The sequence below is a fragment of the Couchioplanes caeruleus genome (assembly GCF_023499255.1).
GTDB classification, from domain to species: Bacteria; Actinomycetota; Actinomycetes; order Mycobacteriales; family Micromonosporaceae; genus Actinoplanes; species Actinoplanes caeruleus_A.
The window spans coordinates 5,512,145-5,534,388 of record NZ_CP092183.1 but is presented as its reverse complement, the minus strand read 5'-3'; the positions used below and the strand labels follow the sequence as shown (position 1 = coordinate 5,534,388).

Here is a 22,244-nt window from a genome sequence, read left to right as displayed (position 1 = left end):
CGAGACGCCGCTTGCGGACCACCATCGCGATCCTGCTCGTGCTGGTCCTCGTCGTGCTGTGGCTGCTGAGCCGTTGCTCCGCCGGGCCGGACACGGTCCGCGTCGCCGCGGTCGGTGACATGGCCTGCGACCCCGCCGACCCCGACCTGGCCAGGGCCACGGCCGGCGGTGACCGCTGCCGGCACCAGGCGGTCTCCGACCTGGCGGTCGCGATGAACCCCGCGGTGCTGCTCGGGCTCGGCGACTTCCAGTACGAGCTGCCGAAGGCCGACGCGTACCGGACGGTCTACGGGCCCTCGTTCGGCCGGCTCCTCAGCCGCACCGTCCCCGTGTACGGCAACCAGGAGTACAAGGTCCAGGACGCCAACACCTTCACCGCGTACTTCGGCAAGCGCATCAGGGACACCAGGGGCTACTGGTCCCAGAACATCGGCCGCTGGCACGTGGTCATCCTCAACTCCAACTGCGCCGCGGTGGCGGGTGGCTGCCGTACCGGCTCCCCGCAGCAGACCTGGCTCGCCCAGGACCTCGCGGCCAACGACCGCACCTGCGTCCTCGCCGCCTGGCACCACCCCCGCTGGTCGACCGGCATCGCGGGCCCCGACCCCCGCACCGCGGACCTCTTCCGCACCCTCTACGACAACCGCGTCGACCTGGTCCTCTCCGGCCACGAGGCGGACTACGAACGCTTCGCCCCCCTCAACCCCGACGGCGCCCCCGACCCGGCCGGCGTACGCCAATTCGTGGTCGGCACGGGCGGCCAGGCCCACTACCGTCCGACCGCCACCGACGACACCCGCGACGAACACGGCGACCCGGAGGTGACAGCGGGCCGCCCGGCCGGCGAATACGCCGACTTCGACCACCACGGCGTCCTCGAACTCGAGCTGCGCCCGAAGTCGTACGCGTGGCGTTTCCACCCCCTCGAGGCGGACAAGCCGGTGACGGACCAAGGCTCCGCAAGCTGCCACTGAGACCCGGCCTCCACTGCACTTCCTGCCGCCCGTTCTGCCGCTCAAAGATGACCATTCCCGGTGACCGTCATCGATGCGTTCGGCCATGAGAGAGTTGCTGTCATGGCAGCCGCAGCGATGCCGGACCGCGAGGTCATACTCGAGACGGAGCGCCTGCTGCTCCGGCCCTGGCGGGTAACCGAGGCTGCCGTCCAGCACGAACTGTGGACCGAACGGGATCCACGAGTGCCGCCGCACCGCCGGATCGACGCCGATGGACACCCCACCGTCGCGGAACTCGCGGAATCCATCCGTACCGGCCAGCCGTCGCCGCTCGGCCTACCGGCGATCGAGCGGAAGGCCGCAGGCGACGTCATCGGCTACTGCGGGCTCATCGACGGCGGCCGCGTACCGGCCGGGGAACCGGAACTGGCGTTCGAGCTGCTGCGCCGAGCATGGCATCAGGGGTACGCGACCGAGGCCTCGTTCGCGGTTCTGGACTGGGCGAAATCATCCGGGTACGAACGCCTGTGGGCCACCGTGCGCGAATGGAACACCGCTTCTCGCCGCGTACTGGCCAGGGTCGGATTCATCGAGACCGACCGGCAGGAACCGGACGCGGTTCACGGAACCACCCTGTTCCTCGCGAGACCGCTCTGACACCGACTTCCGGCCTCCACGGACGACGAAGGCAGCGGCGGCGGGCATCGGCTGTGCCGTCGACCTCGCCTGCGACAGCAACGAGCGCCCGGCGCGACGCCGGCAGATGCTCGCCTCAACCAGCGGTGCTCGGTGGGCATCGTCCAGCAAGCGTCGGTTCTGTCGCGAACGGCTTCCATCGCCGTGATCTCTTCCGCTGAATCGGCGTGGTATGCCGCTATCGAGAACGCCGCATGGCGAGCAAGAGCCGCCACGTCGACCTCGGACCGGTACATCGATGCGCGCTGTCATGCCGCCGAAGCGTCGCTGCCCTCGGGCCATCGGTGGACGACGCCGTCGGCCATGACGAAGTCGACCGCGCTGGTGACGGTGATGTCCTCGAGCGGGTTGCCGGGCATGGCCACGATGTCGGCGCGGGCGCCCGGCTCCAGCCGGCCGAGGTCGTCGCGTCCCAGCATCTCCGCAGCGGTCGAGGTGGCGGCCTGCAGAGCTCGTAGCGGGGTGAGGCCGGCGTCGACCATGGCGCTGAACTCGCGGATGCCGTGGCTGAACGGGAACATGCCGCAGTCGGTGCCGAAGGCGATCTTGATGTCGCTGCCGGCCAGCAGGCGCTGGGAGTTCAGGATGTGCTCGCTGTCGCGCCGGAACTTCCACACCGCCTGCTCGGGCAGCGTTCCGTCGTGCAGCGCCGCGAGGTCCTCCTTGGTCATCTGCATCGTCGGCACCACGTAGACGCCGTCCCGGCGGGCCATCTCGATGCCTTCCTCGTCGATCAGATAGGCGTGCTCGAGGCTGCGGGCGCCCGCTCGGATCGCCTGCTTGCACGCGTCCGCGCCGCCCGTGTGCACGGCGACCGGCATTCCGAGCAACCGGGCTGTGGAGCAGACCGCATCCATCTCGTCGTCCAGCCACGTCGTCCTGGCAGGATCGTCGCCGACGCTGAAATACCCGCCCGCATTGGCCGTCTTGATCCAGTCGCCGCCGTAGGCGTGCTCGCGGCGCACCAACGCACGGATCTGTGCGGTGCCGTCGGCCACCGCCGAGACCGGCAGGTCCCACCGCGGCGGGTAGAACCCGCTCATGTCGCCGTGCCCGGCCGTGCTGCTGATGACGTGCCCCGCGACGATCAATCGGGGACCCTCGGCCAATCCCGCGTCCAGGGCGTTGCGGAGGTCGACGGTCGGGAACTCCGGATCCATCGAACCCAGATCGCGCAACGTGGTGAAGCCGTAGCCCAGGTACTCGCGGGCGATGGCCAGCCCTTTGAGGGCCTTGGTCGCGGAGGAATCGAGGGTCTGCCGCCCGATGTCGGATCCGTCCATCGTCAGATGGACGTGGGTGTCGATGAACCCCGGGCACACGGTGCGCTCGGACAGGTCGATGACCCGTGCCCCGTCAGGCCGCCCGACCGACGGCCCGATCTCCACGATCACCCCGTCGCGCACAGCGATCTCGGTCCGGCCGGCGAGCTCGCCCGAGAAGCCGTCGAACGCAGCACCGCACACCAGTACCGAAGCGTTCATCCCGGCATCATCGCAGCAACGGACGTGTCTATCCAGGAGTTCGCCCGCTGCGGGACCGTTCGAGAAGCGGTGTTCCCACTGATCGACCGGGTGGCCGGCGACCGTTACCCTCCCGGCGTGCGAGAGGACCGTGCCGGCCGGCTCTACGACTTCGCCTGGCGGATCACGCCACGGTTGCCCGGGCCGGTCGCCGCGTTCGTCTTCGACGCCGTCGCCGCCGGGATGCGGTTGTCCGGGGCCGGCGGGGTGCGCCAGTTTCAGGTCAACCTGGCCCAGGTGCTCGGCCAGGCCGCGGACGGTCCGGCGGTGAGCGTGGCGGCCGCTCGGGGTGTGCACTCGTACCTGCGGTATTGGCGGGAGTTCTTCGGGCTCACCGGATGGAGCCGGGAGCGGATCCGCGACGCCGTGGTCTTCGAGTCGCTGGACCTGGTGGCCGCCGCCCGGGACGCCGGTCGCGGCGTGGTGCTGACCCTGCCGCACAGCGGGAACTGGGACCTGGCGGGCGCCGCGCTGGTGCTGCACGGGCACGGGTTGATCCACCCGGAGATCGTCCCCGGCGATGGCGGCACCACGCGTGCCCGGGCGGTGGCCATGACGCAGGAGCTGACCGACGTCTTCACGAGGGCCGTCCGCCGGCATCCGCACGACTGGCACGTGCTGCAACCGGTCTGGCCGGAGCCCGCGCCGACCTGACCGGGGCAGGTCCGGCCGCGGCCGCGGCGGCTATCGTCGAGCCGCGCATCCTCGTCACCCCGGGGCCACCACCACATGTTCCACGTGGTGCGCCGGGTCGGCGGTGGCGGGCTCTGGGCCAACCTCGCCCTGCTGCTGTGCCTGTCGCTGTTTCCCTTCACGACGGCGTGGGTCGACGATTCCCGTTTCGCCCGCACTCCGATCGTCCTGTACGGCCTCAACTTCATGGCCGCGGCCCTGGCCTACTTCATCCTGCAGAAGGTCATCATCCGCACCGAAGGGCCCGGGTCGGCGCTGCGGCAAGCCCTCGGCAAGGACTTCAAGGGCAAGTTCTCGCCGGTCGTCTACCTGATCGGCATCATCGCCGCCCTGAAGATGGGCACCGTCGGCATCGTCGTGGCGGTGGCCAGCTACGTGGCCGTGGCCATCATGTGGATCGTTCCCGACCGCCGCATGGCCCGGCTCGTCAACGAGTCCGAGCACGACTGATGCGGCGACGCCGATCGGTGGCCGCGGCGGCGAACGGGCGGGCGTAGTCGACCGCCATGAGCCGTTCCGCGCTGTCAGGCCAGACTGGCCACGCCGGCGCCCGCCCCGGCGAGCGCCGCCGCGTAAGCGTCCGCCGTCACTGCGGCGGCCCGGTCCCAGCCCAGCCGTTCACGCACCGAGCGCACCCCGGCCTGCGCGAACCGCCGCCACGTCACCTCGTCGCCGAGCACGCGGACCAGCGCGTCGGCCAGCGCCGCGGGGTCGGCAGGCGGCACGGCCAGGCCGTTGACGTCGGGTTCGAGCACGGCCCGTACGCAGGCCACGTCCGTCGCGACCACCGGGAGGCCGACGCTCATGGCCTCGGCGACCGCCATCGCCGGCGGCGAGGTGGTGTAGTCGAACTTGAACGGCCAGGTGCCGGCCTGGGCCGCGGCCAGCTCGGCGAGCAGGTCCGGGACCGTCTCGGTGACGACCTCGACCGCTTCGGCCGTCCCGGCGCGGGCGAGGATCGCGGGCAGTTCCGGGCGGGGGATCAGCAGCAGGCGCAGCCGGGCGCCGGGGATGCGGTCACGCACCGAGGGGAACGCGGCCAGCAGCGTGTCGAGGCCGCGCACGCTCTCGGCGCGGCCCGCGAAGACGATGGTCGGGTGGTCGCGGTCGTAGCGGGCGCGGCGGTCGTCGGCCGGCGCGCCCGAGGGCAGGCGGGTGACGTGGATGCCGGGGTGGCCGCCGAGGCGGGCGGCGACGCGCGGGTCCGGGGTGAGCACCGTGGTGACGCCGGCCCGGCGCAGCGCGGCCGCCGCGACCGCCGGGGGGAGCAGGGTGGTCAGCGCGACGCGCGGCTGCAGCACGTTGGACGCGCGCATCTCGGCCAGGGTGGCCCGCCGCCAGGCCGCGGGGCCCGGCACGGTCGGCCACGCGTACGCCGTCAGCACCGTCTTGTACGGCCGCAGCACCGCCATCGCCGCCTGCAGGGGGCCGAGCGCCCCGGCGTGCAGGTGCACGACGTCCGGACTGAGGCGGGCCAGCACCCCGGCCAGGTCGGCGGCGCGGCCCAGCGGGAAGGTGGCCACGCCACCGCCCAGCTCGTGCACCTCGGTGAACGCGTCGCCGCCGTCGTGGGCTCGGGTGGTCACCAGGTGGTGCTCGCCCGGCACGCGCCGGGCGGTCTCGGTGACCGTACGGCCCATCGCCTCGTGCGCCGAGAACTCGGCGATGAGGTGGGCGACGCGCGGGCTCACCGGGCGCCGGCCGAGGCGGAGGCGGCGGCCCGGCTGTCCCGGATGCCCATCACGAGCCCGGCGGCCTCGGTCAGCTTGAGCGTGGCCAGGCCGGCCGTCAGCATCGGGTGGCGCAGCAGGCTGCCGGGTTTGCGCAGCAGCGCGGTACGGGCGAACTTGCTTCCGCTGGAGTCGGCGTGCATACGGACATACTGGTCGATCCAGCGGCCGTAGTAGCGCTTCTTGGCGAAGGTCGCCCGCAGCTTGATGCGGCCCTCGTCGTGCCAGATCCACGCCGTGACCCGGCCGACGGCGGTCACCTCACGGGTGCGGTCGGCCAGGTCCCAGTCCTCGGCCGCGGTGAGCTCCTCGTCCCAGCCGCCGAGCTTCTCGATGATCTCGCGGCGGAACGCGCGCGGGGACTCGACCGCCGCGTCGCCGACGTACAGGTGCTTCTCGAGCTGCCGGCAGCGGGCCAGGAAGCCGTCGCCGAACGACCGCTCGGGGATGATCAGCGCGCCCACCTCGGGGCGGGCGGTGAACCGGTCGTGGATCTGCGTGGCGATGTGCGGTTCCAGCACCATGTCGGAGTCGATGAACACGACGACGTCGCCGGTGCTGCGGTCGGTGCCGTGGTTGCGCTGGGCGCTGCGCTCCGGGCCCCACTGCAGCACCTGGTCGGCGTGGCGCCCGGCGATCTCCGTGGTGGCGTCCGTCGAGCCGTTGTCGACCACGAGCACCTCCACGTCGGGGTGCGTCTGCGTGCGCAGCGAGGCCAGGCAGGCGTCGAGGGTGCGCGCGGAGTTACGCGTCGGCACCACGAAGCTGATTCTCACGGATACTCCTGTCGGTGGCGGGGGTTGCGGCGCGGACGCCGTCCGGTACGCGGGCGTGCTGGTCCACGGCGGCCAGCAGGGTGGTGGCGACGTCGTCCCACGAATGGGCTCCGCCGTACGGCAGCGGCGCGGGCGCGGCGGTGGTCAGGCCCGGGAGCAGCTCGACGAGCCAGCGGGCGAGCGCCTCGGGCTGCGGCGGCACCACGACGCCGCCCGCCGCCCGCGTGGAGTCGCGCAGGCCCGGCACGTCGTACGCGATGGTCGAGGTCCCCATCGCCGCGGCCTCGGTGACCACCAGGCCCCAGCCCTCGCGGACGCTGGTCGCCAGGTGCACGTGGGCGCGGGCCATCCGGTCGTGCTTGACCTCCTCGGGCACCCGGCCGAGGAACTCGACGCCCTCGGGAGCCTCCCGGCGCAGCCGGTCCAGCATCGGGCCGCCGCCGATCATCCACAGCCGCAGGCCCGGCACCTCGCGCCGGGCGAGCTGGACCGCGCGGATGACCTCGCGGGGCCGCTTGTAGCTGACCATCCGGCCGCAGAAGACAGCCGTGGGCGTCGGCTCCTTGGCGACGCGGGGCAGGTCGACGGGCGGCTCGTAGCCCTCCGGCACCACCGTGACATCGGCGGCGCCGAAGCGGGCCAGCGCGTCGCGCGTCGACGCCGAGACCGCGAGGATCGGGGCTCCGGCCAGGCGGCGCAGCCAGTTGGGCTCGAGAACGTACCGGCCGAGGTGCGCAGCGAGCGGCGGGGCGTTGATGTGCCAGATCTCCTCGCACGTCTGGTGCACCAGGGCGATCGTGCGGGCGCCGTCGCCGACCCACTCGTGGGCGTGGAACGGCACGGTGTTGGTCTCGTCGACGACCACGTCGAAGCGTCCCCGGCCGTAGCGGTCCCACCAGCGGCGCGCCTCGCGGTACACGGTGAAGCGGCTCCCGGCGCGGACCACGCGGTAGCCGTCCACTATCTCGGCGGCGGGGCGCCCGGCGACGGCCGCGGCGAACAGCGTCACCTCGTGCCCGGCGGCCGCCCAGCGGCGCAGCACCTGCTCGGTGTAGACCTCGGCGCCGCCGGCTTCCGGGTGGGCCAGGTCGCGCCAGTTCAACACGAGGATGCGCACAGTGGGCTCCGCAGGTCAGGCCGCGGTCGCGGCGGTACGGGAAGAATCGGCACCGGCCGTGGCGACTTGAGGGGCGGTCCGCGGCGCACGCGCCCACAGGCGGCCCTCGAGCACCGCCATGAGCAGCAGCGTCGGGGCGAGCGCGGCGGCCGAGCACGCGGCGATCTGCGCGGCCGAGCCGTGCCACACCTCGATGAACGCCACCTCCAGGGCCGCCCCGGCCCACGGCACCGCGATGGTCCACGCCTTGCGGGCCAGCGCCGCGTTCGTGAGCAGCGTCACGAGCGAGGTGGTCGCGGCGATCGCGGACAGCGCGCGGACGAGGTTGCCGGCGTCGGCGTACCCGTCGCCGTAGAGGACGCGCAGCACCAGCGACGGCACCGTGACGATCACCGCCGCGCCGAGCACGGCCGGCCCGGTGACGGCGAGGCCGCCGGTGGCCAGCGCGCGACCGCGGCCGGGCAGCGGCCAGGCGGACAGCAGGCGCGGGAAGACGGCCGCCATGATGCCCGCGGGCAGCGCCAGCACGGTCTTGGCCACGGTCGCGGCCGCCACGTACGCGCCGGACGCGTCGTCGCCGAGGTGGTGGCGGGCCAGCAGCAGATCGGCGGTGGAGAACAGGAACAGCCCGGTCACGGCGAGGCCGGCGTGCGCGACGGCGCCGAGGCGCAGCGCGGCGGTACCCCGGGGGCCGTCCGGGCGGCGCAGCGGTCCGGCGGCCACGATCAGCGACGCGGCCTCCGCGACGACCGTGCCGAACAGGGCGCCCGTCACGCCGAACGGCACGACGAGCAGCAGGCCGAGGGTGAGGCGGGCGACGGTGCCGAGCACGTACGTCATCGCCACCGTGCCGACGCGCCGGTCGCCGAGCAGCAGCCCGCGCGCCGCCGCCACCACGGCTGCCACCAGCAGGTACGGCCCCAGCTGCGCCGCCTCGGCGACGGAGGCGAGGCGGAAGTAGTCGCGCAGCAGTGGAGCGCACAGCAGCACGACGAGCGCGGGCCCGAGCGACCACAGCGCCACCGAGCGCAGCGTGCGCCGTACCGTGCCGCGGGTCAGCCCGTGCTCGGCCACGAGGGCGGACGCGGCGGTCTGCAGCGCGCCCAGCGGCACGCCGAGCATGAGCATCGCGGACAGCACCGCGCCCAGGGCCCCGTACGCGCCGGGGTCGAGGAGCCGGCCGACCACCGAGTGGAACGCGAGGTTGCCGGCGCTCTGCACGGCCACGGCGGCGGCGATCGGCGCGGCGCCACGGGCGGCGAGACGCGCGAGGCGGCCGAGGAGTGGATGCACATCGTCTCTATCGACGGCTCGGCCGGTTTTCGCAAGCTTCTCTCGCCAGGTGCGCCGGAGATCCATAATCGGGGGGAAATGACCGATTACCGGCAGGCAGAGACGGCCCCGCAACCGCCACGGACCACCGCGGCGGCGCCGGGCCGCGCCGCGATCGTGGCGGCGGTGACCGAGGCGCTGGAAGCCTCCGGGCAGCGGTGGGCGTGGCAGGGCGAGACGGGCGAGGAGCAGCGCTGGGCCGCCCGCACCGGCCCGAAGGACCTGGACATCTGGTACGCCGGGGAGCCGTCCGCCGACGATCCCGTGGCCGTGCTGAGCCGCCGGTTCGCGTGCGCGCGGGTCGCCGAGGCGCTCGACCGGCGCCGGCTGCGGCACGTCAGCGTCGCCGTGGAGACCCCAGCCGGTCCCGCAGTCGTGGACGTCACGTACGGCGACCTGCGCGTCGGCCCGGTGCTGCTCGTGCCGGGCACGCACGCCACCGTCGACGGGGCGCACCGGTTCACCGGCGCGGCGGCCATGGCCGACCTGCTCGTGCGGCCGGTGCTGCGCGGCCGGCTGCCCACCCGCGACCGCCTCGACGAGGCCCGCGCCGCCTGGGCGGACGCCGACCCCGGGCACCGCCGGGCGCTGGCGTACGGGCTCACCGTGCAGCTCGGCCCGGCGGTGGCCAGCGAGCTGATCGCCGTCGCGAAGGGCGCGCCGCCGGCCGCCTCCCTGCCGCGCCGGGCCCGCCTCCGGCTGGTCGCCCGCAGCCTGGGTCCCGGCGTGGTGGCCGCGACCTGGGCGCAGCGCCGTGCGGTGCTGCCGGCCGCGGGCGCCCGGGGACCGCTGGGCCTGCGGACCCGTGGCGTGGTCGTGGCCCTGGTCGGCACGGACGGCTCCGGCAAGTCCACGGTCGCCGACGGGCTGCGCGAGCGGCTGGGCCGGTACGGGCTGCCCACCAGCTCGGTGTACTTCGGCATGGCCCGCGGCAACCTGCCCGGCGTGGCGCTGGCCCGCCGCGTCCTCGGCGTCGGCTCGACCGCCCCGCGACCGGCCGGTCCGGCCGCCTCGTCCGCCGCGCCGGTGGAGGCTGCCGCGCCGGTGGAGGCCGCCGCGGAGAAGCCGCCGGCCGACCACCGGGCGCTGCGCCGGATGGCCGCGTGGTTCTACGCGGGGGAGTACCTGTGGCGTTACCTGAGCGTCGTGGGCCCCGCGGTGGCCCGGCGCCGCGTCGTGATCGCCGACCGCTGGGTGTACGACCTGCGCGAATCGCCCTGGCCGGGCTCCGCGGCCGCCCGCGTCGCCGAGTGGGTCGTGCCCGCCCCGGATCTGCTGGTGCTGCCGGACGCGCCCGCCGAGGTGATCCACCGCCGCAAGCCCGAGCGCACCCTCGCCGAGCAGGCCGGACAGCAGCAGCGCTTCCGTGATCTGCTGGCCGAGCGCCCGGCCCGGCACGCCGAACTGGTGGTGGACACCTCCGGCGCGGCTCCGGACCCGCTGGCGGCCCTGGTGGCGGCGGTGGTGCAGGCGGCGCACGGACCGCGACGCCGGGCCCGGTGACCCTGACCGCGAGCCGGCCCGCCCCGGTGCGCACCGGCCCGCGGCACCGGTGGCTGCCCGGCGTCGATCCGCGCTCGGCCCGGCTGACCGCGGAGTCCGCGCTGCTGGGAGTGGTGGTCGGCGCCGCCGTCGTGGCGCCGTGGACCCGCGAGGGGTACCTGCTCCTGCTCGACTGGGTGGCCGGCCCGCACCAGGCGATCACGCCCGGCCTGTACGGCCTCGACCCGGCGGCCCTGGACGCGCTGCCGTACCGGTTGATCACCCACGCGCTCCGCTCGGTGGTCGGCGCCGGCGCCACCAGCTGGCTGATCATCTTCGCGTACTTCCCGATCGTGGCCTCCGGGGTGTCCGCCCTCGCCGCGGGCGGCCGCCGGCGGCGCCACCCGGCCGCGCTGTTCGCCTGCTGCAACCCGTTCGTCGTCGAGCGCATCCAGGCGGGACACGTCGCGTTCCTGCTGTCCGTCGCCCTGCTCAGCTGGCTGCTGGCCTCGGCCGTACGGGCGCGCCGGCGGGACCGCTGGTTCGCCGCCCGGCCGGCCGGCTGGTACGCCCTCGCGATGGCCGTCGGCCCGCACGCGGCCTGGCTGGGCGGGGTGGCGCTGCTCGCCGTCACGCTGCTGCCACGGCCGCGCAAGCGTGACCTGCTCCGCATGGGATTCGTGGTCGCGGCCGCCGGCTGCATCTACTCGTACGCGGTGGCGCTGCTGCTCAGCGCGATCCTCACCGTCCGGGTGGGCGGGCAGGACCTGGAGGTGTACGCCCCGCACGCCGGGCCGGGCGGCCTGCTGGCCACCCTCGTCTCGCTGCGCGGCTTCTGGCGCGGCGCGGCCGACAGCAGCCCGCAGGTGGCCCTCGGGTTCATCCCCGCGGCGGTGATGGTGCTGGCCGCCGTCGCGGGCCTCGCCCGGCTGTGCCGCCGTGGCCCCGTGGCCGGCGCGCCGCTGGCCGCGCTCGCCGTCGTGGGGGTGCTGCTGGGCGCCGGCATCCACGGCCCGCTCGGCGGCGCGTACCGCACCGCCTTCGACGTGCTCCCGCTGTTCGCAGCGATGCGTGAGCAGCAGAAGTGGGTCGCGCTGACGATGCTCGCGTACGCGGTCGGCATCGGCGTGGCGGTGGAGGCCCTGTACGGCGTCTGCCGCTCGGCCCGCCCCCTCGCGGCACGGCTTCCCGCTGCCGGTTCCCTGGTCGCGGTGGCCGGCGTGTACGCCGTGGTCGCACCCTCGCTGGTGTGGGGGCTGGGCGGCAGCGTCACGGTGAGCCGGTACCCGGAGTCCTGGTACGCCGCCGACAAGATCATGGGCTCGGGTACGGAGTCGGTGCTGTTCCTGCCCTGGCACGAGTACCAGCCGTTCGGCTTCACCGGCAACCGGACCGTCGCCACCCCCGCCGGCGCGTTCTTCCGCCGCCCGGTGATCAGCAGCGATGCCGTGGAACTGGGCCCGGTGCGCACCAACTCGATGTCGCGGCGGATGGCGTACGTCCAGCGGCTGGTCGCGGCCGGCGGTGCCGGAGCCTTCGGCCGGCTCGTGGCGCCCCTCGGGGTGCGCTACGTGGTCCTGGCCCGCGAGCGCGAGACCGACGAGTACGGCTGGCTCGCCGCGCAGCCGGACCTGAGGCAGGTGCTGCGCACGCCGGACCTGGGCGTCTACCGCGTCGAGGCGCGGGGCACGGGCCGGGTTGTCGGCGCCCGCGGCGGGGGATACGACGACGCGCTGCGGCTGGCGGCGCGCGGTGCGCTCGGCACCGAGGCGGTGCTGCCGGGCGGCGCGGCGCGCGAACCGCTGCCGTCGGCGGCCTCCGGCGGGATCCGCCGCCTGAGCTCGACGAGCTGGCGGGTGGAGGCCGGCAAGCCGGGCTGGGTGGTGATCCCGGAGGAGTGGTCGACGGGCTGGTCGGCGGGGAACCGGCCCACCCGGGCCACGGCGGCCGGGACGGTGGCGATCGACGCCGGGGAGTCCGCGGTCACCGTCCGCTACACGCCGTGGCGGTGGCTGCGGATCGGTCTCGCCGCGTCCCTGCTGTCGGTGACGGTGCTGGTGGCGGCGGGTCTCGTGGAGCACCGCCGGGAGCTCTGGCACTGGTGGTGGGGCGACGCCCCGCAGGTCAGGCGGCCTCGGCGACCGGAGCGGTCCACGCGGCGGGGACGGTCACGGCCTGCTCACGCTGCGCGGCGGGAGCGCCGGCCGTCGCCCGGTACTGACCGGTCAGGTGCAGACGGCCGAAGATGACGAAGGTGTCGCGGATCGTGCGCAGGATCGCCTTGCTGGTCACCGTGGAGCCGGCCACCCGCTCCTCGAGGCGGACCGGCGCGCCGACGAAGCCCCGGATGCCGGCCGCCTTGGCGGCGACGAAGAACTCCAGGTCGAAGGCGAAGCGGCGCTCGCGCAGCCGGGGCAGCAGGTCGGCGAGCACGTCGCGGCGCAGCACCTTGCAGCCGGTCTGGGTGTCCCGCATGCCGAGCAGGAACAGCAGCGTCACCAGCGTCGAGTAGAAGATCGAGACGAGCTTGCGGAACGGCGAGGAGGCGCTGGCCGAGGCGGCGTGCCGCTTGTCGGCGTAGACGCCGGCGTGCCCGCCCTCGCGCGCCACCCGCAGGTACTCGGCCAGGTGGACCGGGTCGATGTCGCCGTCGGCGTCCACGAACCCGATCCAGGCGCCGCGGGCGGCGGCGAAGCCCAGGTGCAGCGCGCCGCCCTTGCCCTGGTTGACCGGGCTCTTGATGACCCGGACGCCGGGGATGCCGGCGAGGGTGCGCTCCGAGTCGTCGGTGGAGCCGTCCGAGACCGCGATGACCTCGAAGCCGACCTGCTCGGCGGTCAGGCAGGCGACCAGCCGCTGCACGGTCGGGCGCAGCGCCGCGCCCGGGTTGTAGAACGGCACGACGACCGTCAGCTCGACGGCGGCGTCGGCCGGTGCCCACAGGCGGGTGGCGTCGAACAGCGACGCCGTGCGCGGGGCGCCGGCCGGGGCGGCGGTACGGGTGACGGGGTGCAGCGTGACGGTCATGCCCGAGTCGATCGGCGGGCCACCTCAACGCAACCTCTACTGATCTTCAAGGTGGCGGCAAGGTTGCGGACCGGGTTCAGCGCCGGCCGGTTCTGCAACCCGGGCGTGTCACGATGAGCTGGTGAACGTCGCCCGTACGCCCAGGTCAGGCCCGCTGCTGCTGGCCGCCGCGCTGCTGGGTGCCGTCGTCTCCCCGGGCGTCGCGCTCGCCGACGGGCCGGGGTACGGCGGCACCGCGGACGCGCTGACCGTGCAGTGGCAGCAGCCCGCCGACGCCGGTGGTGACGGCCTGGCGGTGTACGCCGTCGGCTTCCGCGGCGGATCGCCGGTGAACCTGCGCGTGGGCGCCGCCGCCGAGCGGTCCGTGATCGCGGACGCCTCGGGTGCGCTGCGCGTGCTGGTGGTGGCCGGTGCCACCCCGGCTCCGGCCCCGACGGTGGACACCACGGTGCTGCCGGTCGGCGCGGGCTCGGCGGCACGGCTCTCGACCGGCACGAGCGTGCTGGCGGTGGGCAAGACGCCCACGGGTGCGCTGCGTACGCTCGTCGGCTCGGTGCCGCCGCCCACGACCGGGCGGGGCGTGCAGGACCTCGCGCCCTGGGCCGGTGCCGCGGCGGCGGTGGCCGGTGCGGCGCTGTGGCTGCGGCGGCGCAACGCGGCCGCGGCGGCGGGGGTCGTGCAGCGCTACCGCCACCCGGCCCGCCACCGCGCCTGAGCGCGTACGCGGATCAGGGCTCGAAGCGGTAGCCCACGCCCCGCAGCGTCCGGATGTACCGGGGCGCCGAGGCGGACTCGCCGAGCTTCTTGCGCAGGTTGCCGACGTGCACGTCGATGATGTGGTCGTCGCCGTACCAGTTGTCGCCCCACACGTCCTCGAGCAGCTGCCCGCGGGTGAACGTCCGGCGCGGGGCCGACGACAGCAGGTCCAGGATGCCGAACTCGATCTTGGTGAGCTCGAGGACCTCGCCGTCCAGGGTCACCTCGCGCACGTCGGGGTCGACGCGCAGGGTGCCGTACTCGCGGATCGCCGCCCCGGGGGCCGACGCCGCCGAGGTGCGCGGCCGGCGGCGCATCGCCTGGATGCGGGCGGCCAGCTCGCGGGGGGAGAACGGCTTGGTCACGTAGTCGTCGGCGCCCACGGACAGGCCCACGACCTTGTCCAGCTCGTCGGTGCGCCCGGTGACCATGACGATGTACGCGTCGGTGAACTGCCGGATCTGCCGGCAGACCTCGATCCCGTCGACGTCGGGCAGGCCGAGGTCGAGGATGGCGATGTCCGGCTTCTGGCTCTGGGCCTGCTCGACCGCGCCACGACCGTCGGTCGCGACGACGACGTCGAAGCCCTCCTTCTCCAGCAGATGCCGGCAGAGCAGCATGAACTCGGGCGAGTCCTCGACGACGAGCGCACGCGGCCTGGACACGGGACCTCCATTTTCCTAGCGCAGACGACGACAGGGTTCGCCAGTCCTATCGGTCGCGGCGCGCGGAAACGAAGAGTTAGGCCCGGGTACGCAGCGCCGGCGTCTCGATCTCGGCGCGGTCGGGCAGCGGGCCGGGGCGGGCGAGGAAGTATCCCTGGCCCAGCCGTACGCCCAACGCCCGCAGCTTCTCGTGCTCCTCGACGGTCTCGATGCCCTCGGCGATCAGCATGGCGCCGATGTCCTGGGCGAAGCCGACCAGCGAGCGGGCGAGCGCCATCCGCACCGGGTCCGCGTCGATGCCGCGGGTCAGCGTGATGTCCAGCTTGATGATGTCGGGGCGCAGCTGCAGGATGTGGCTCAGGCTGGCGAACCCGGCGCCCGCGTCGTCGACGGCGATGAGGATCCCGGCGGCGCGCAGCGCCTCGGTGACCCGGACCACGGCGGGATAGTCGTGCACCTGGGCGTGCTCGGTCAGCTCGACCGCGATGCGCCGGGAGGCGTGCGCCAGCAACGTCGCACTGACCTCGGGGGTCAGCAGCGCCTCCACCGACAGGTTCGCGCTCAGCCACGCGCCGGCCGGCATCTCGTCCAGGTGCGCGAATGCGCGCTGCAGCGCCAGCAGCTCCAGCTCGACGCCGATGCCCGCCCGGTTGGCGGCGGCGAAGGCGTCCGCCGGGCTGGGGAACTTCTCCTTGTCGAAGCGGGCCAGCGCCTCGTAGGCCTTGACGACGCCGTCCTCCAGATGCACGACCGGCTGGAAGGTGGGCTGGATGGCCCGGGAGTGGATCACTTCCTGGAGGTTCCGCATCGTGGGCGGAACAGGCACGGTGAGCGTCATGCCGTCCAGATCGGCGCCGATCCTCAAGCCCGCCTCAGACCCGTTTCAAGACCTCGGCAAGGCCGTTCACCTCGGCCCGCGCCGGCCCTGCGCCGGCCCGCCCCGCCCGGCCCGCCCGGCCCGCCCCGCCCGGCCCGGCCCGCCCGCCCCGCCCGGCCCCCCGGCCCCGGACACGACCGGGCCCCGGACACGACCGGGCCCCGGACACGACCGGGCCCCGGCACGCTGGGCGTGGCCGGGGCCGTGTGGTGCGAGCGGGCGTCAGACCAGGGCGGCCTCGTTCTCCCGGGCGCGGTGCAGACATTCGATGAGCTCGTACGGATCCACCTCGGCGTCACCGTCGACGTCGACGACGCCGACCCAGGCGCCCTGTGCGGCCGCCGCGCCGGTCTGCAGCGCCGCGCCCTTGTCCCGGACGTCGGGGTCGTTGATGACCCGGATCCACGGCAGGTCGGCCAGGCTGTGCTCGGAGCCGTCGATGGAGCCGCCGGACACCGCGATCATCTCGAACGAGATGTTCTGCGCGTACAGCGTCTCGGCGAGCCGCTCGACGGTGGGCCGCAGCGAGGCGCCCGGGTTGTGGAAGGGGATGACCACGGTGAACTCGACGGCGGCCTGGCCCCGTGACCAGAAGTCGCGCGGGGCGGGGCCGGCGACGACGAAGGGAGGAACGGCGATGAGGTGTGCGACAGTCATGCCCGGTGTTTCGGCCCGCCACCTCAACGCCACCTCAGGCCGTTCTCAAGCCGTGCGCAAAGCTGCGGTCAGCGGCGCGGCGGCTCGATCGGGAGGCGGTGCACCACGCGCGGCTCCGGCCGGGACAGCGCCCGGACGTGCCGTTCCAGCTCCTCGTCGGCGCCGGTCATGCGGCCGCCGTGCTGGCGCAGGTGCTCGTCCCAGCTGGGCACCACGTACACCTCCACCAGCTGGTCCGGGCTCTCCCCGGTGCGGAACACGCCCCACTGGACCGCGCCGGTGCGCTGCCGGGAGCGGCGCAGGCGGGGCATCGCCGCGAGGAACGCCGCCTCGTCCTCCGGCGCGATCGTGTAGCTGACCTCCACCACGACCGGGCCGGCGTCCGGGTCCGGCTCGACCTTCAGGTGCGGGTCGGGCCACGGGCGGGCCGGTTCGCGGTTGAGGTGGCGCGAGGGCAGCAGCGGCGCGAGCGGGACGGTCGCCACGCCGAGCGCGGTCGCCGCTCCCGCCGCGAGCAGCGCCGGTACCAGGCCGACCCGGTCGGCGACCAGGCCCCAGACCACCGCCCCGACGGCCTGGCCGCCGAAGAACACCGTCTGGTACGTGCCCAGCCCGCGGGCCCGTACCCAGCGGGGCAGGAACAGCTGCACCTCCGCGTTGAGGCTCGACAGGACGGCCATCCAGGCGGCGCCGGCCGGTACGAGCACCACCACGGCGACGGCGGGCACCCGTACCAGCGCGAGGGTCGCCAGCACAACGGCGTACGTGAGGCCCGCCGCGGCCAGCATCCCGTTGGGCGACAGGGCGGCGCGGATGCGGGGCAGCACGAGGGCGCCGAGGACCGCGCCGACGCCGAGCGCGCCGAGCAGGAGCCCGTACCCGCCCGCGCCCATGCCCAGCCGCCGGTCCGCCACGAGCGGCAGCAACGCCCACAGCGCGACCGCGGGCACGATGAACACGCTGACCCGCAGCAGCAGGCGGCGCATCACGGGCGAGTGCCGCACGTACCGGCCGCCGGCGCGCAGCGCCGCCACGAACGGCTCCGGCAGGCCGGCGTCCTCGGGCGGGCGCCGGTGCCAGAGGAACAGCGCCACCGCGAAGACCAGGAAGGTGACGGCGTTGATCCCGAAGACGGCGGCCACCCCGACGTGCGCCACGAGCAGACCGGCCAGCGCCGGGCCGACCGCCCGGGCGAGGTTCATGCCGATCGAGCCGAGCGCCGCCGCCTCCGGGATCTGCGAGCGCGGCACCAGCTCCGGGATGACCGCCTGGTACGCCGGGTTGGTCAGCGCCATCCCGCAGCCCAGCGCGAACGTCAGGGTCAGCAGCAGCGGCGGCGTCATCACCCCGGCGAGGGTCAGCGCGGTCAGCGCGACGCCCACGCCCACCTGGAACAGCTGCACCCAGATGAGCAGCCGGCGGCGGTCCAGCGAGTCGGCGAGCACGCCGCCCGGCAGCGCCAGCAGCAGCACGGGCAGCGTCCCGGCGGTCTGCACCAGCGAGACGAGCGTGCCGGCGTTGGGCTGGTCCACCAGCAGCCACTGCGCCCCGACCGTCTGCATCCAGGTGCCCAGCTGGCTGCCGAGCACGGCGAGCCACAGCACCCGGAACACGCCGATGCGCAGCGGCGCCCAGGTCGACTGGGGTGCGGTGGTGACGGAGGCCATGCGCGGGTATTCCCCGCAACCCGCCGGATCTACCTGAGCAGTTTGTGATCTTCCGGGTGAGCAGCGGCCCGTGATGCCATGCCGCGCGTGCCCGCCGACCCGACACCGCGCCGCTTGCTGGCCACCGGTCTCGGTACGGGGCTGATCGTGGCGCTCGTCCTGCCGCTCGGCCTCTTCGCCCGGCGGCTTCCCGCGCCCACCACCACGCCCGCCGGACCGGCCGCCGTCCTGCGCGCCGCCGCGTCCGCCGCCGAGTCCGCGGGGGACGCGCCACCGCCGGGCGGGCTGATGCGGTACGGCGCTCGGCCTCGACCGTGCCGGCACCCGCCTCGACATCGTCGTGGACGACCGGGGCGCGTACCTTGGCAGCATCCGCCGGCTGACGAAGGCCCGCGACGGGCTGGCGGCCGGCACCGTCACGGACACCACCGAGATCGTCACCGGTTTCGCGCGCCGCGGCCGTACGCCGTGATCGCCGGGCCATAGCCGGGCCACAGCAGCCTCTCAGCAGACACTCCGGCTGTCTCAAGGGGGCGCACAGAGGATGGCGCCATGCAGGAATCAGCGCCGGCGCTGCACACGCCGCTGTCACGGCGCACGATCGCCCGGCTGGTGCAGCTGGCCGGCCTCTTCGACGTCGTCACGGCCGTGATACCCCCGCGGCACGGGCGGCTCCTCGCGCTCATGGAGTTCGTCCCGGCCGCCGGCATCCTCTCGGCCCGTACGGCGACCGCCCTGGTCGGGCTGCTTCTCGTCTACATCGGCTCCGGTCTGCGTCGCGGCAAGCGGCGCGCCTGGCAGGTCGCCACGGTGCTGTCGGCCCTCGCGACCGTCCTGCACCTGGCGAAGGGCCTGGACTACGACGCGGCCGTGGTGTCCGCGCTGCTGCTGGTGACCCTGCTCGCCACGCGGGACGGGTTCACCGCACCGGCCGACCGGGGCAGCCGCTGGCGCGCGCTCACCGTCTTCCTCGGCTTCACCGGCGCCGGGTTCGCCCTCGGCCTCGCCGAGATCGCGGTCCGGATGAACCGGCTCGTCGGCCACCCGGGCGTGGCGGACTGGGTCAAGGAGGCCGCGCTCGGCCTGGTCGGGCTCGACGGGCCGATCCGCTACCAGCACCCGTTCGGCGCCGAGGCGGTGAGCCTCACCACCGGCGCCAGCACTCTGCTCGCCGCGGGACTGGCCCTCATCGTGCTGCTGCAGCCCGGTTCGCGTGTGCCCGGCCGTACCCCCGACGAGGACCTGCGGCTGCGCGAGTTGCTGCGCCGGCACGGCAGCGCGGACTCCCTCGGCTACTTTGCCATGCGCGCCGACAAGTCGCTGATCTGGTCGCCGGACGGTGCGGCGGCGGTCGCGTACCGGGTCGTGCGCGGGGTGAGCCTGGCCTCCGGCGACCCGCTCGGACCGCAATCGGCGTGGCCGGGCGCGATCGGCGCCTGGCTGCGCGACGCCGCCGCGCACGGATGGACGCCGGCGGTGCTGGGGTGCGGGCGGGCCGGCGGCACGGCGTACCGGCGGGCCGGGCTGGACGTCATCGAGCTCGGCGACGAGGCGGTGGTCGACGCGACCGCCTTCCGGCTGGACGGCCGCCCGATGCGGGGCGTACGGCAGGCCGTCAACCGGATCGGCAGGGCCGGCTACACGTGCCGCGTGGCCCGCCAGCGGGAGCTGACCGAGGAGGAGATGCTCGAGGCGGCACGGGCCGTCGAGGCGTTCCGCGACGGCCGGGTGGAACGCGGCTTCGCCATGGCGCTCTCCCGGTTCGGCGAGCCGGGCGACGGCGACTGCCTGCTCGCGCTGTGCCGGGACGAGGATGGGCACCTGCGCGGGCTGCTGCAGTTCGTGCCGTGGGGCGACGACGGGCTGTCGCTGGACCTGATGCGCGCCGACCGTACGGCCGCCAACGGCGTGACCGAGCTGATGGTGGTGGAGGTGCTGCGCGCCGCGCCCGGCCTGGGCGTACGCCGGGTGTCGCTGAACTTCGCGGTGCTGCGCTCGGTGTTCGCCCGCGCCGACGAGCTCGGCGCGGGACCGGTCCTGCGCCTCGGCCACCGGGTGCTGAAACGGGCGTCCAAGGTGTGGCAGATCGAGTCGCTGTACCGGGCCAACGCCAAGTACCACCCGGCCTGGGAGCCGCGCTACCTGTGCTTCCCCGTCGCCCGTGACCTGCCGCGGGTCGCCGTCGCGGCGCTGACCGCCGAGGCGTTCCTGCCGGCGCCGGCCCGGCGGTCGCGGACCCGGTCACCGGCGGTGCTCAGCGGGGGCGGGCGATGACGCTCACCGGCGTACCCCTGCTCGTGCTGGCCGTCGCGGCCACCGCCGCCGCGGGGGTCGCCACCGTCCGGCTCTGGCCGCGCCGCCTGGTGCCGGCCCGCATCGCCGGCGTGCTGCTCACCGAGGCGCTGCTGACCGCGGCCGTGGGCCTCGCGGTGAACCGGCACGAGGGCTTCTACCCCTCCTGGGAGGCGCTGACGGGCAACACCGGCACCGTCGCGCACGCCGCCCCGGCCGCCGTGGGCCGCCTCGACGCCCGGCTGCCGCCCGGCACGCCGGTACCCTGGCGGCCGGACGGATGGCAGGCCTGGCGGCTGGCCGAGCCGCCCCGGCTGGTGGTGCCGGCCGGCTACGCCACGCTGCCCCGCGACACGTTCCCGGTGATCCTCGCGCTCGTGCCGGCCGCCGCGCCCGCCGTGGCCACCGCCCGGCGCCTGCCGGACGTGGTGACCGTGGTCGCCGTTCCGGGGCCCGGCACCACCGCCGCGGCGCTGCGCACCCTGCCCGGCCGGCTCCGCCTCGACGCGCGGGTGACGACGACCGGCTGGGACCTGGTCGCGCCGGGCCGCTCGGCCGCCCTTGCCGACGCGCTGGCCCGCACCGAGCCACCCGGTTTCGCGGTGGCCCGCGGCTGGACGCCCGGCCGGCTCGCCGCCCCGCTGGCCCCGGCGATGCGCCTGCCGGAGATGCGACCCGTGCAGGCCCCGCCGCCGGCTCCCGAACTGCGGCCTCCGCCGCTGGGGACGCGGCTTCCGGCGGCGCCCGGGATGCGCCCGGCGCCGGCACCCGGGATACGACCCGCGCCGGCCCCACCGCGGCGACCACCGGCGCCGGCGCTGCGGCCCTCGGCGACATCCGCGATGCGGCTCCCGGATGCGCCCGCGATGTGGCTCCCGGATGCGCCCGCGACGCGGCTTTCGGAGGCGCCCGCTATGCGGGGTTTCGCCGCGCTGGTGGTGCGGCTTCCTGAGGCGCCCGCGATGCGGGGTTTCGCCGCGCTGGCGGTGCGCACCTCGAGAGGGCCGGCGTCGTGACCGCGGACGGCCTGGCGCCGCTGGTCGCGGCCGTCGCCGCCGTGATCGGCACCGCGGTGCTGGCGGCGCTGCGCTGGGAGCGGTGGCGCGTCCCGGCCCGGGCCGCCGTCGCGGTCGCGGCGCTGCTGAGCCTGGCGACCGCGGCGGTCCTGCAGGTCAACCGCATGACGGAGACCTATTCGTCGTTGTCCGGCGGCCGGCCGGCCGCCGCGGCCACCGGGAGCGAGATGCTGACCGTACGGGTGCCCGGCCCGGCGAGCGGCCTCACCCTCACCATGTACGTGTACCTGCCGGCCGCCTACCGCACCGGACACGACCGGTACCCGGTGATCGAGGCGTTGCACGGCTATCCCGGCTCGCCGCGGACGTGGCTGCGCAGGCTCGACGTCCAGTCCGTGCTGGACGGTGAGATCGCGGCGGGCCGGATGGCGCCCACGGTCGTGCTGTTCCCGTTCCAGACGCCGGACCCCCTGCTCGACACCGAGTGCACCGACCTGGTCGGCGGCCCGCGCACGGAGACCTTCCTGACCTCGGACGTGCCCGCGTACGCCGAGACGCACTGGCGGGTCCGTACCGACCGGGCCGGCTGGGCGCTGACCGGCTACTCGGCCGGCGCGTTCTGCGCCACCGACCTGCTGCTGCGCCACCCCACGCAGTACGCCGCCGCGGCCTCGCTGTCCGGGTACACCTCGCCCGGCATCCGCATCGGCGACGGCAGCGAGAACACCCTGCACAACACGAGCTGGCGGCTGCGTCACCTTCCGCCGCCGAACGTGGCACTGTGGCTGGGGTGGGCGGCGGACGACCGGGGCACAAGACGAGCATCGACCCAGCTGGCACGGCTGAGCCGGGCACCCCTCGCGGTCACCACGGCAGTGGTCGCCCACGGCGGCCACAGCGACGCGGTCTGGCGGCAGATGGAACCGGTAGCCTTCGACTGGCTCTCCGCCCACCTCGCCAGGCCGCAACGATGAGCCGACCT

The 22,244-nt window shown here is 74.8% G+C and carries 20 protein-coding genes and 1 pseudogene; 11 read left to right on the top strand and 10 right to left on the bottom strand.

What is annotated here, in order from left to right:
* The first annotated feature begins 11 nt into the window (after window positions 1-11).
* Window positions 12-974: a metallophosphoesterase family protein gene (locus COUCH_RS25700; RefSeq protein WP_249607767.1), complete on the top strand. Its 963-nt coding sequence runs from the start codon at window positions 12-14 to the stop codon at window positions 972-974.
* 60 nt (window positions 975-1,034) lie between these two features.
* On the top strand, window positions 1,035-1,613 hold the full coding sequence (locus COUCH_RS25695) for a GNAT family N-acetyltransferase (protein ID WP_249607766.1): 579 nt from the start codon (window positions 1,035-1,037) through the stop codon (window positions 1,611-1,613).
* A 287-nt stretch (window positions 1,614-1,900) separates the two neighbouring features.
* Here the strand turns inward: COUCH_RS25695 and COUCH_RS25690 are convergent, their stop codons facing one another.
* Complete coding sequence (locus tag COUCH_RS25690; protein WP_249607765.1) at window positions 1,901-3,136, bottom strand: metal-dependent hydrolase family protein; 1,236 nt, start codon at window positions 3,134-3,136, stop codon at window positions 1,901-1,903.
* Window positions 3,137-3,253: 117 nt separating this feature from the next.
* On the opposite strand from COUCH_RS25690, the gene COUCH_RS25685 reads away from it, so the two are divergent.
* Window positions 3,254-3,829 carry a hypothetical protein gene (locus COUCH_RS25685; RefSeq protein WP_249607764.1) on the top strand — a complete coding sequence of 192 codons (576 nt, stop codon included), beginning with the start codon at window positions 3,254-3,256 and terminating at the stop codon, window positions 3,827-3,829.
* A gap of 75 nt (window positions 3,830-3,904) precedes the next feature.
* Window positions 3,905-4,318 carry a hypothetical protein gene (locus COUCH_RS25680; RefSeq protein ID WP_249607763.1) on the top strand — a complete coding sequence of 138 codons (414 nt, stop codon included), beginning with the start codon at window positions 3,905-3,907 and terminating at the stop codon, window positions 4,316-4,318.
* A 74-nt stretch (window positions 4,319-4,392) separates the two neighbouring features.
* Here COUCH_RS25680 and COUCH_RS25675 read toward each other — a convergent pair whose 3' ends face one another.
* Genes COUCH_RS25675 through COUCH_RS25660 form a run of 4 tightly spaced genes read right to left on the bottom strand, consistent with a single transcriptional unit; the run spans window position 4,393 to window position 8,784 of the window.
* Entirely contained in the window at window positions 4,393-5,559 is a 1,167-nt protein-coding gene (locus COUCH_RS25675; RefSeq protein WP_249607762.1) for a glycosyltransferase, read from the bottom strand.
* Window positions 5,556-6,374, bottom strand: coding sequence for a glycosyltransferase family 2 protein (locus COUCH_RS25670; RefSeq protein WP_249607761.1), 819 nt, complete (start codon window positions 6,372-6,374; stop codon window positions 5,556-5,558). Before COUCH_RS25670 ends, COUCH_RS25675 begins: the two co-directional genes overlap by 4 nt.
* Window positions 6,343-7,491 carry a glycosyltransferase family 4 protein gene (locus COUCH_RS25665; RefSeq protein ID WP_249607760.1) on the bottom strand — a complete coding sequence of 383 codons (1,149 nt, stop codon included), beginning with the start codon at window positions 7,489-7,491 and terminating at the stop codon, window positions 6,343-6,345. The genes COUCH_RS25670 and COUCH_RS25665 overlap by 32 nt, the downstream gene beginning before the upstream one ends.
* Window positions 7,492-7,506: 15 nt before the next feature.
* Window positions 7,507-8,784, bottom strand: a complete 1,278-nt coding sequence (locus COUCH_RS25660; RefSeq protein ID WP_249607759.1) for a polysaccharide biosynthesis protein — start codon at window positions 8,782-8,784, stop codon at window positions 7,507-7,509.
* Between the two features lie 78 nt (window positions 8,785-8,862).
* Here COUCH_RS25660 and COUCH_RS25655 point away from each other — a divergent pair, with 78 nt between their 5' ends.
* Together COUCH_RS25655 and COUCH_RS25650 are read left to right on the top strand one after the other, a co-directional pair.
* Window positions 8,863-10,326 (top strand): thymidylate kinase, encoded by a 1,464-nt coding sequence (locus tag COUCH_RS25655; protein ID WP_249607758.1) that lies wholly within the window; start codon window positions 8,863-8,865, stop codon window positions 10,324-10,326.
* A complete protein-coding gene (locus COUCH_RS25650) occupies window positions 10,323-12,554 on the top strand; it encodes a hypothetical protein (protein ID WP_249607757.1) in 2,232 nt (743 codons plus the stop codon). The genes COUCH_RS25655 and COUCH_RS25650 overlap by 4 nt, the downstream gene beginning before the upstream one ends.
* A 79-nt stretch (window positions 12,555-12,633) precedes the next feature.
* Here COUCH_RS25650 and COUCH_RS25645 read toward each other — a convergent pair.
* Window positions 12,634-13,332: pseudogene (locus COUCH_RS25645) on the bottom strand (glycosyltransferase family 2 protein); the annotation flags it as partial.
* Between the two features lie 121 nt (window positions 13,333-13,453).
* On the opposite strand from COUCH_RS25645, the gene COUCH_RS25640 reads away from it, so the two are divergent.
* Window positions 13,454-14,047 (top strand): hypothetical protein, encoded by a 594-nt coding sequence (locus COUCH_RS25640; protein ID WP_249607756.1) that lies wholly within the window; start codon window positions 13,454-13,456, stop codon window positions 14,045-14,047.
* A 13-nt stretch (window positions 14,048-14,060) separates the two neighbouring features.
* Here COUCH_RS25640 and COUCH_RS25635 read toward each other — a convergent pair whose 3' ends face one another.
* The 4 genes from COUCH_RS25635 to COUCH_RS25620 all read right to left on the bottom strand — a co-directional run bounded on the left by COUCH_RS25635 (window position 14,061) and on the right by COUCH_RS25620 (window position 17,954).
* Window positions 14,061-14,753, bottom strand: coding sequence for a response regulator transcription factor (locus COUCH_RS25635; protein WP_249607755.1), 693 nt, complete (start codon window positions 14,751-14,753; stop codon window positions 14,061-14,063).
* 76 nt (window positions 14,754-14,829) lie between these two features.
* The gene (locus COUCH_RS25630) at window positions 14,830-15,591 is read right to left on the bottom strand and encodes an EAL domain-containing protein (protein WP_249607754.1); all 762 of its coding nucleotides are present in this window, start codon (window positions 15,589-15,591) and stop codon (window positions 14,830-14,832) included.
* Window positions 15,592-15,852: 261 nt separating this feature from the next.
* The gene (locus tag COUCH_RS25625; protein ID WP_249607753.1) at window positions 15,853-16,287 is read right to left on the bottom strand and encodes a glycosyltransferase; all 435 of its coding nucleotides are present in this window, start codon (window positions 16,285-16,287) and stop codon (window positions 15,853-15,855) included.
* Window positions 16,288-16,355: 68 nt separating this feature from the next.
* On the bottom strand, window positions 16,356-17,954 hold the full coding sequence (locus COUCH_RS25620; protein ID WP_249607752.1) for an MFS transporter: 1,599 nt from the start codon (window positions 17,952-17,954) through the stop codon (window positions 16,356-16,358).
* A gap of 340 nt (window positions 17,955-18,294) precedes the next feature.
* On the opposite strand from COUCH_RS25620, the gene COUCH_RS38965 reads away from it, so the two are divergent.
* From COUCH_RS38965 to COUCH_RS25605, 4 genes are all read left to right on the top strand, one after another.
* On the top strand, window positions 18,295-18,426 hold the full coding sequence (locus tag COUCH_RS38965; RefSeq protein WP_275979980.1) for a hypothetical protein: 132 nt from the start codon (window positions 18,295-18,297) through the stop codon (window positions 18,424-18,426).
* Window positions 18,427-18,506: 80 nt separating this feature from the next.
* Window positions 18,507-20,228 (top strand): phosphatidylglycerol lysyltransferase domain-containing protein, encoded by a 1,722-nt coding sequence (locus COUCH_RS25615; protein ID WP_249607751.1) that lies wholly within the window; start codon window positions 18,507-18,509, stop codon window positions 20,226-20,228.
* Entirely contained in the window at window positions 20,225-21,262 is a 1,038-nt protein-coding gene (locus tag COUCH_RS25610) for a hypothetical protein (protein WP_249607750.1), read from the top strand. Before COUCH_RS25615 ends, COUCH_RS25610 begins: the two co-directional genes overlap by 4 nt.
* Window positions 21,259-22,236, top strand: a complete 978-nt coding sequence (locus tag COUCH_RS25605; protein WP_249607749.1) for an alpha/beta hydrolase — start codon at window positions 21,259-21,261, stop codon at window positions 22,234-22,236. Before COUCH_RS25610 ends, COUCH_RS25605 begins: the two co-directional genes overlap by 4 nt.
* Window positions 22,237-22,244: the final 8 nt, after the last annotated feature.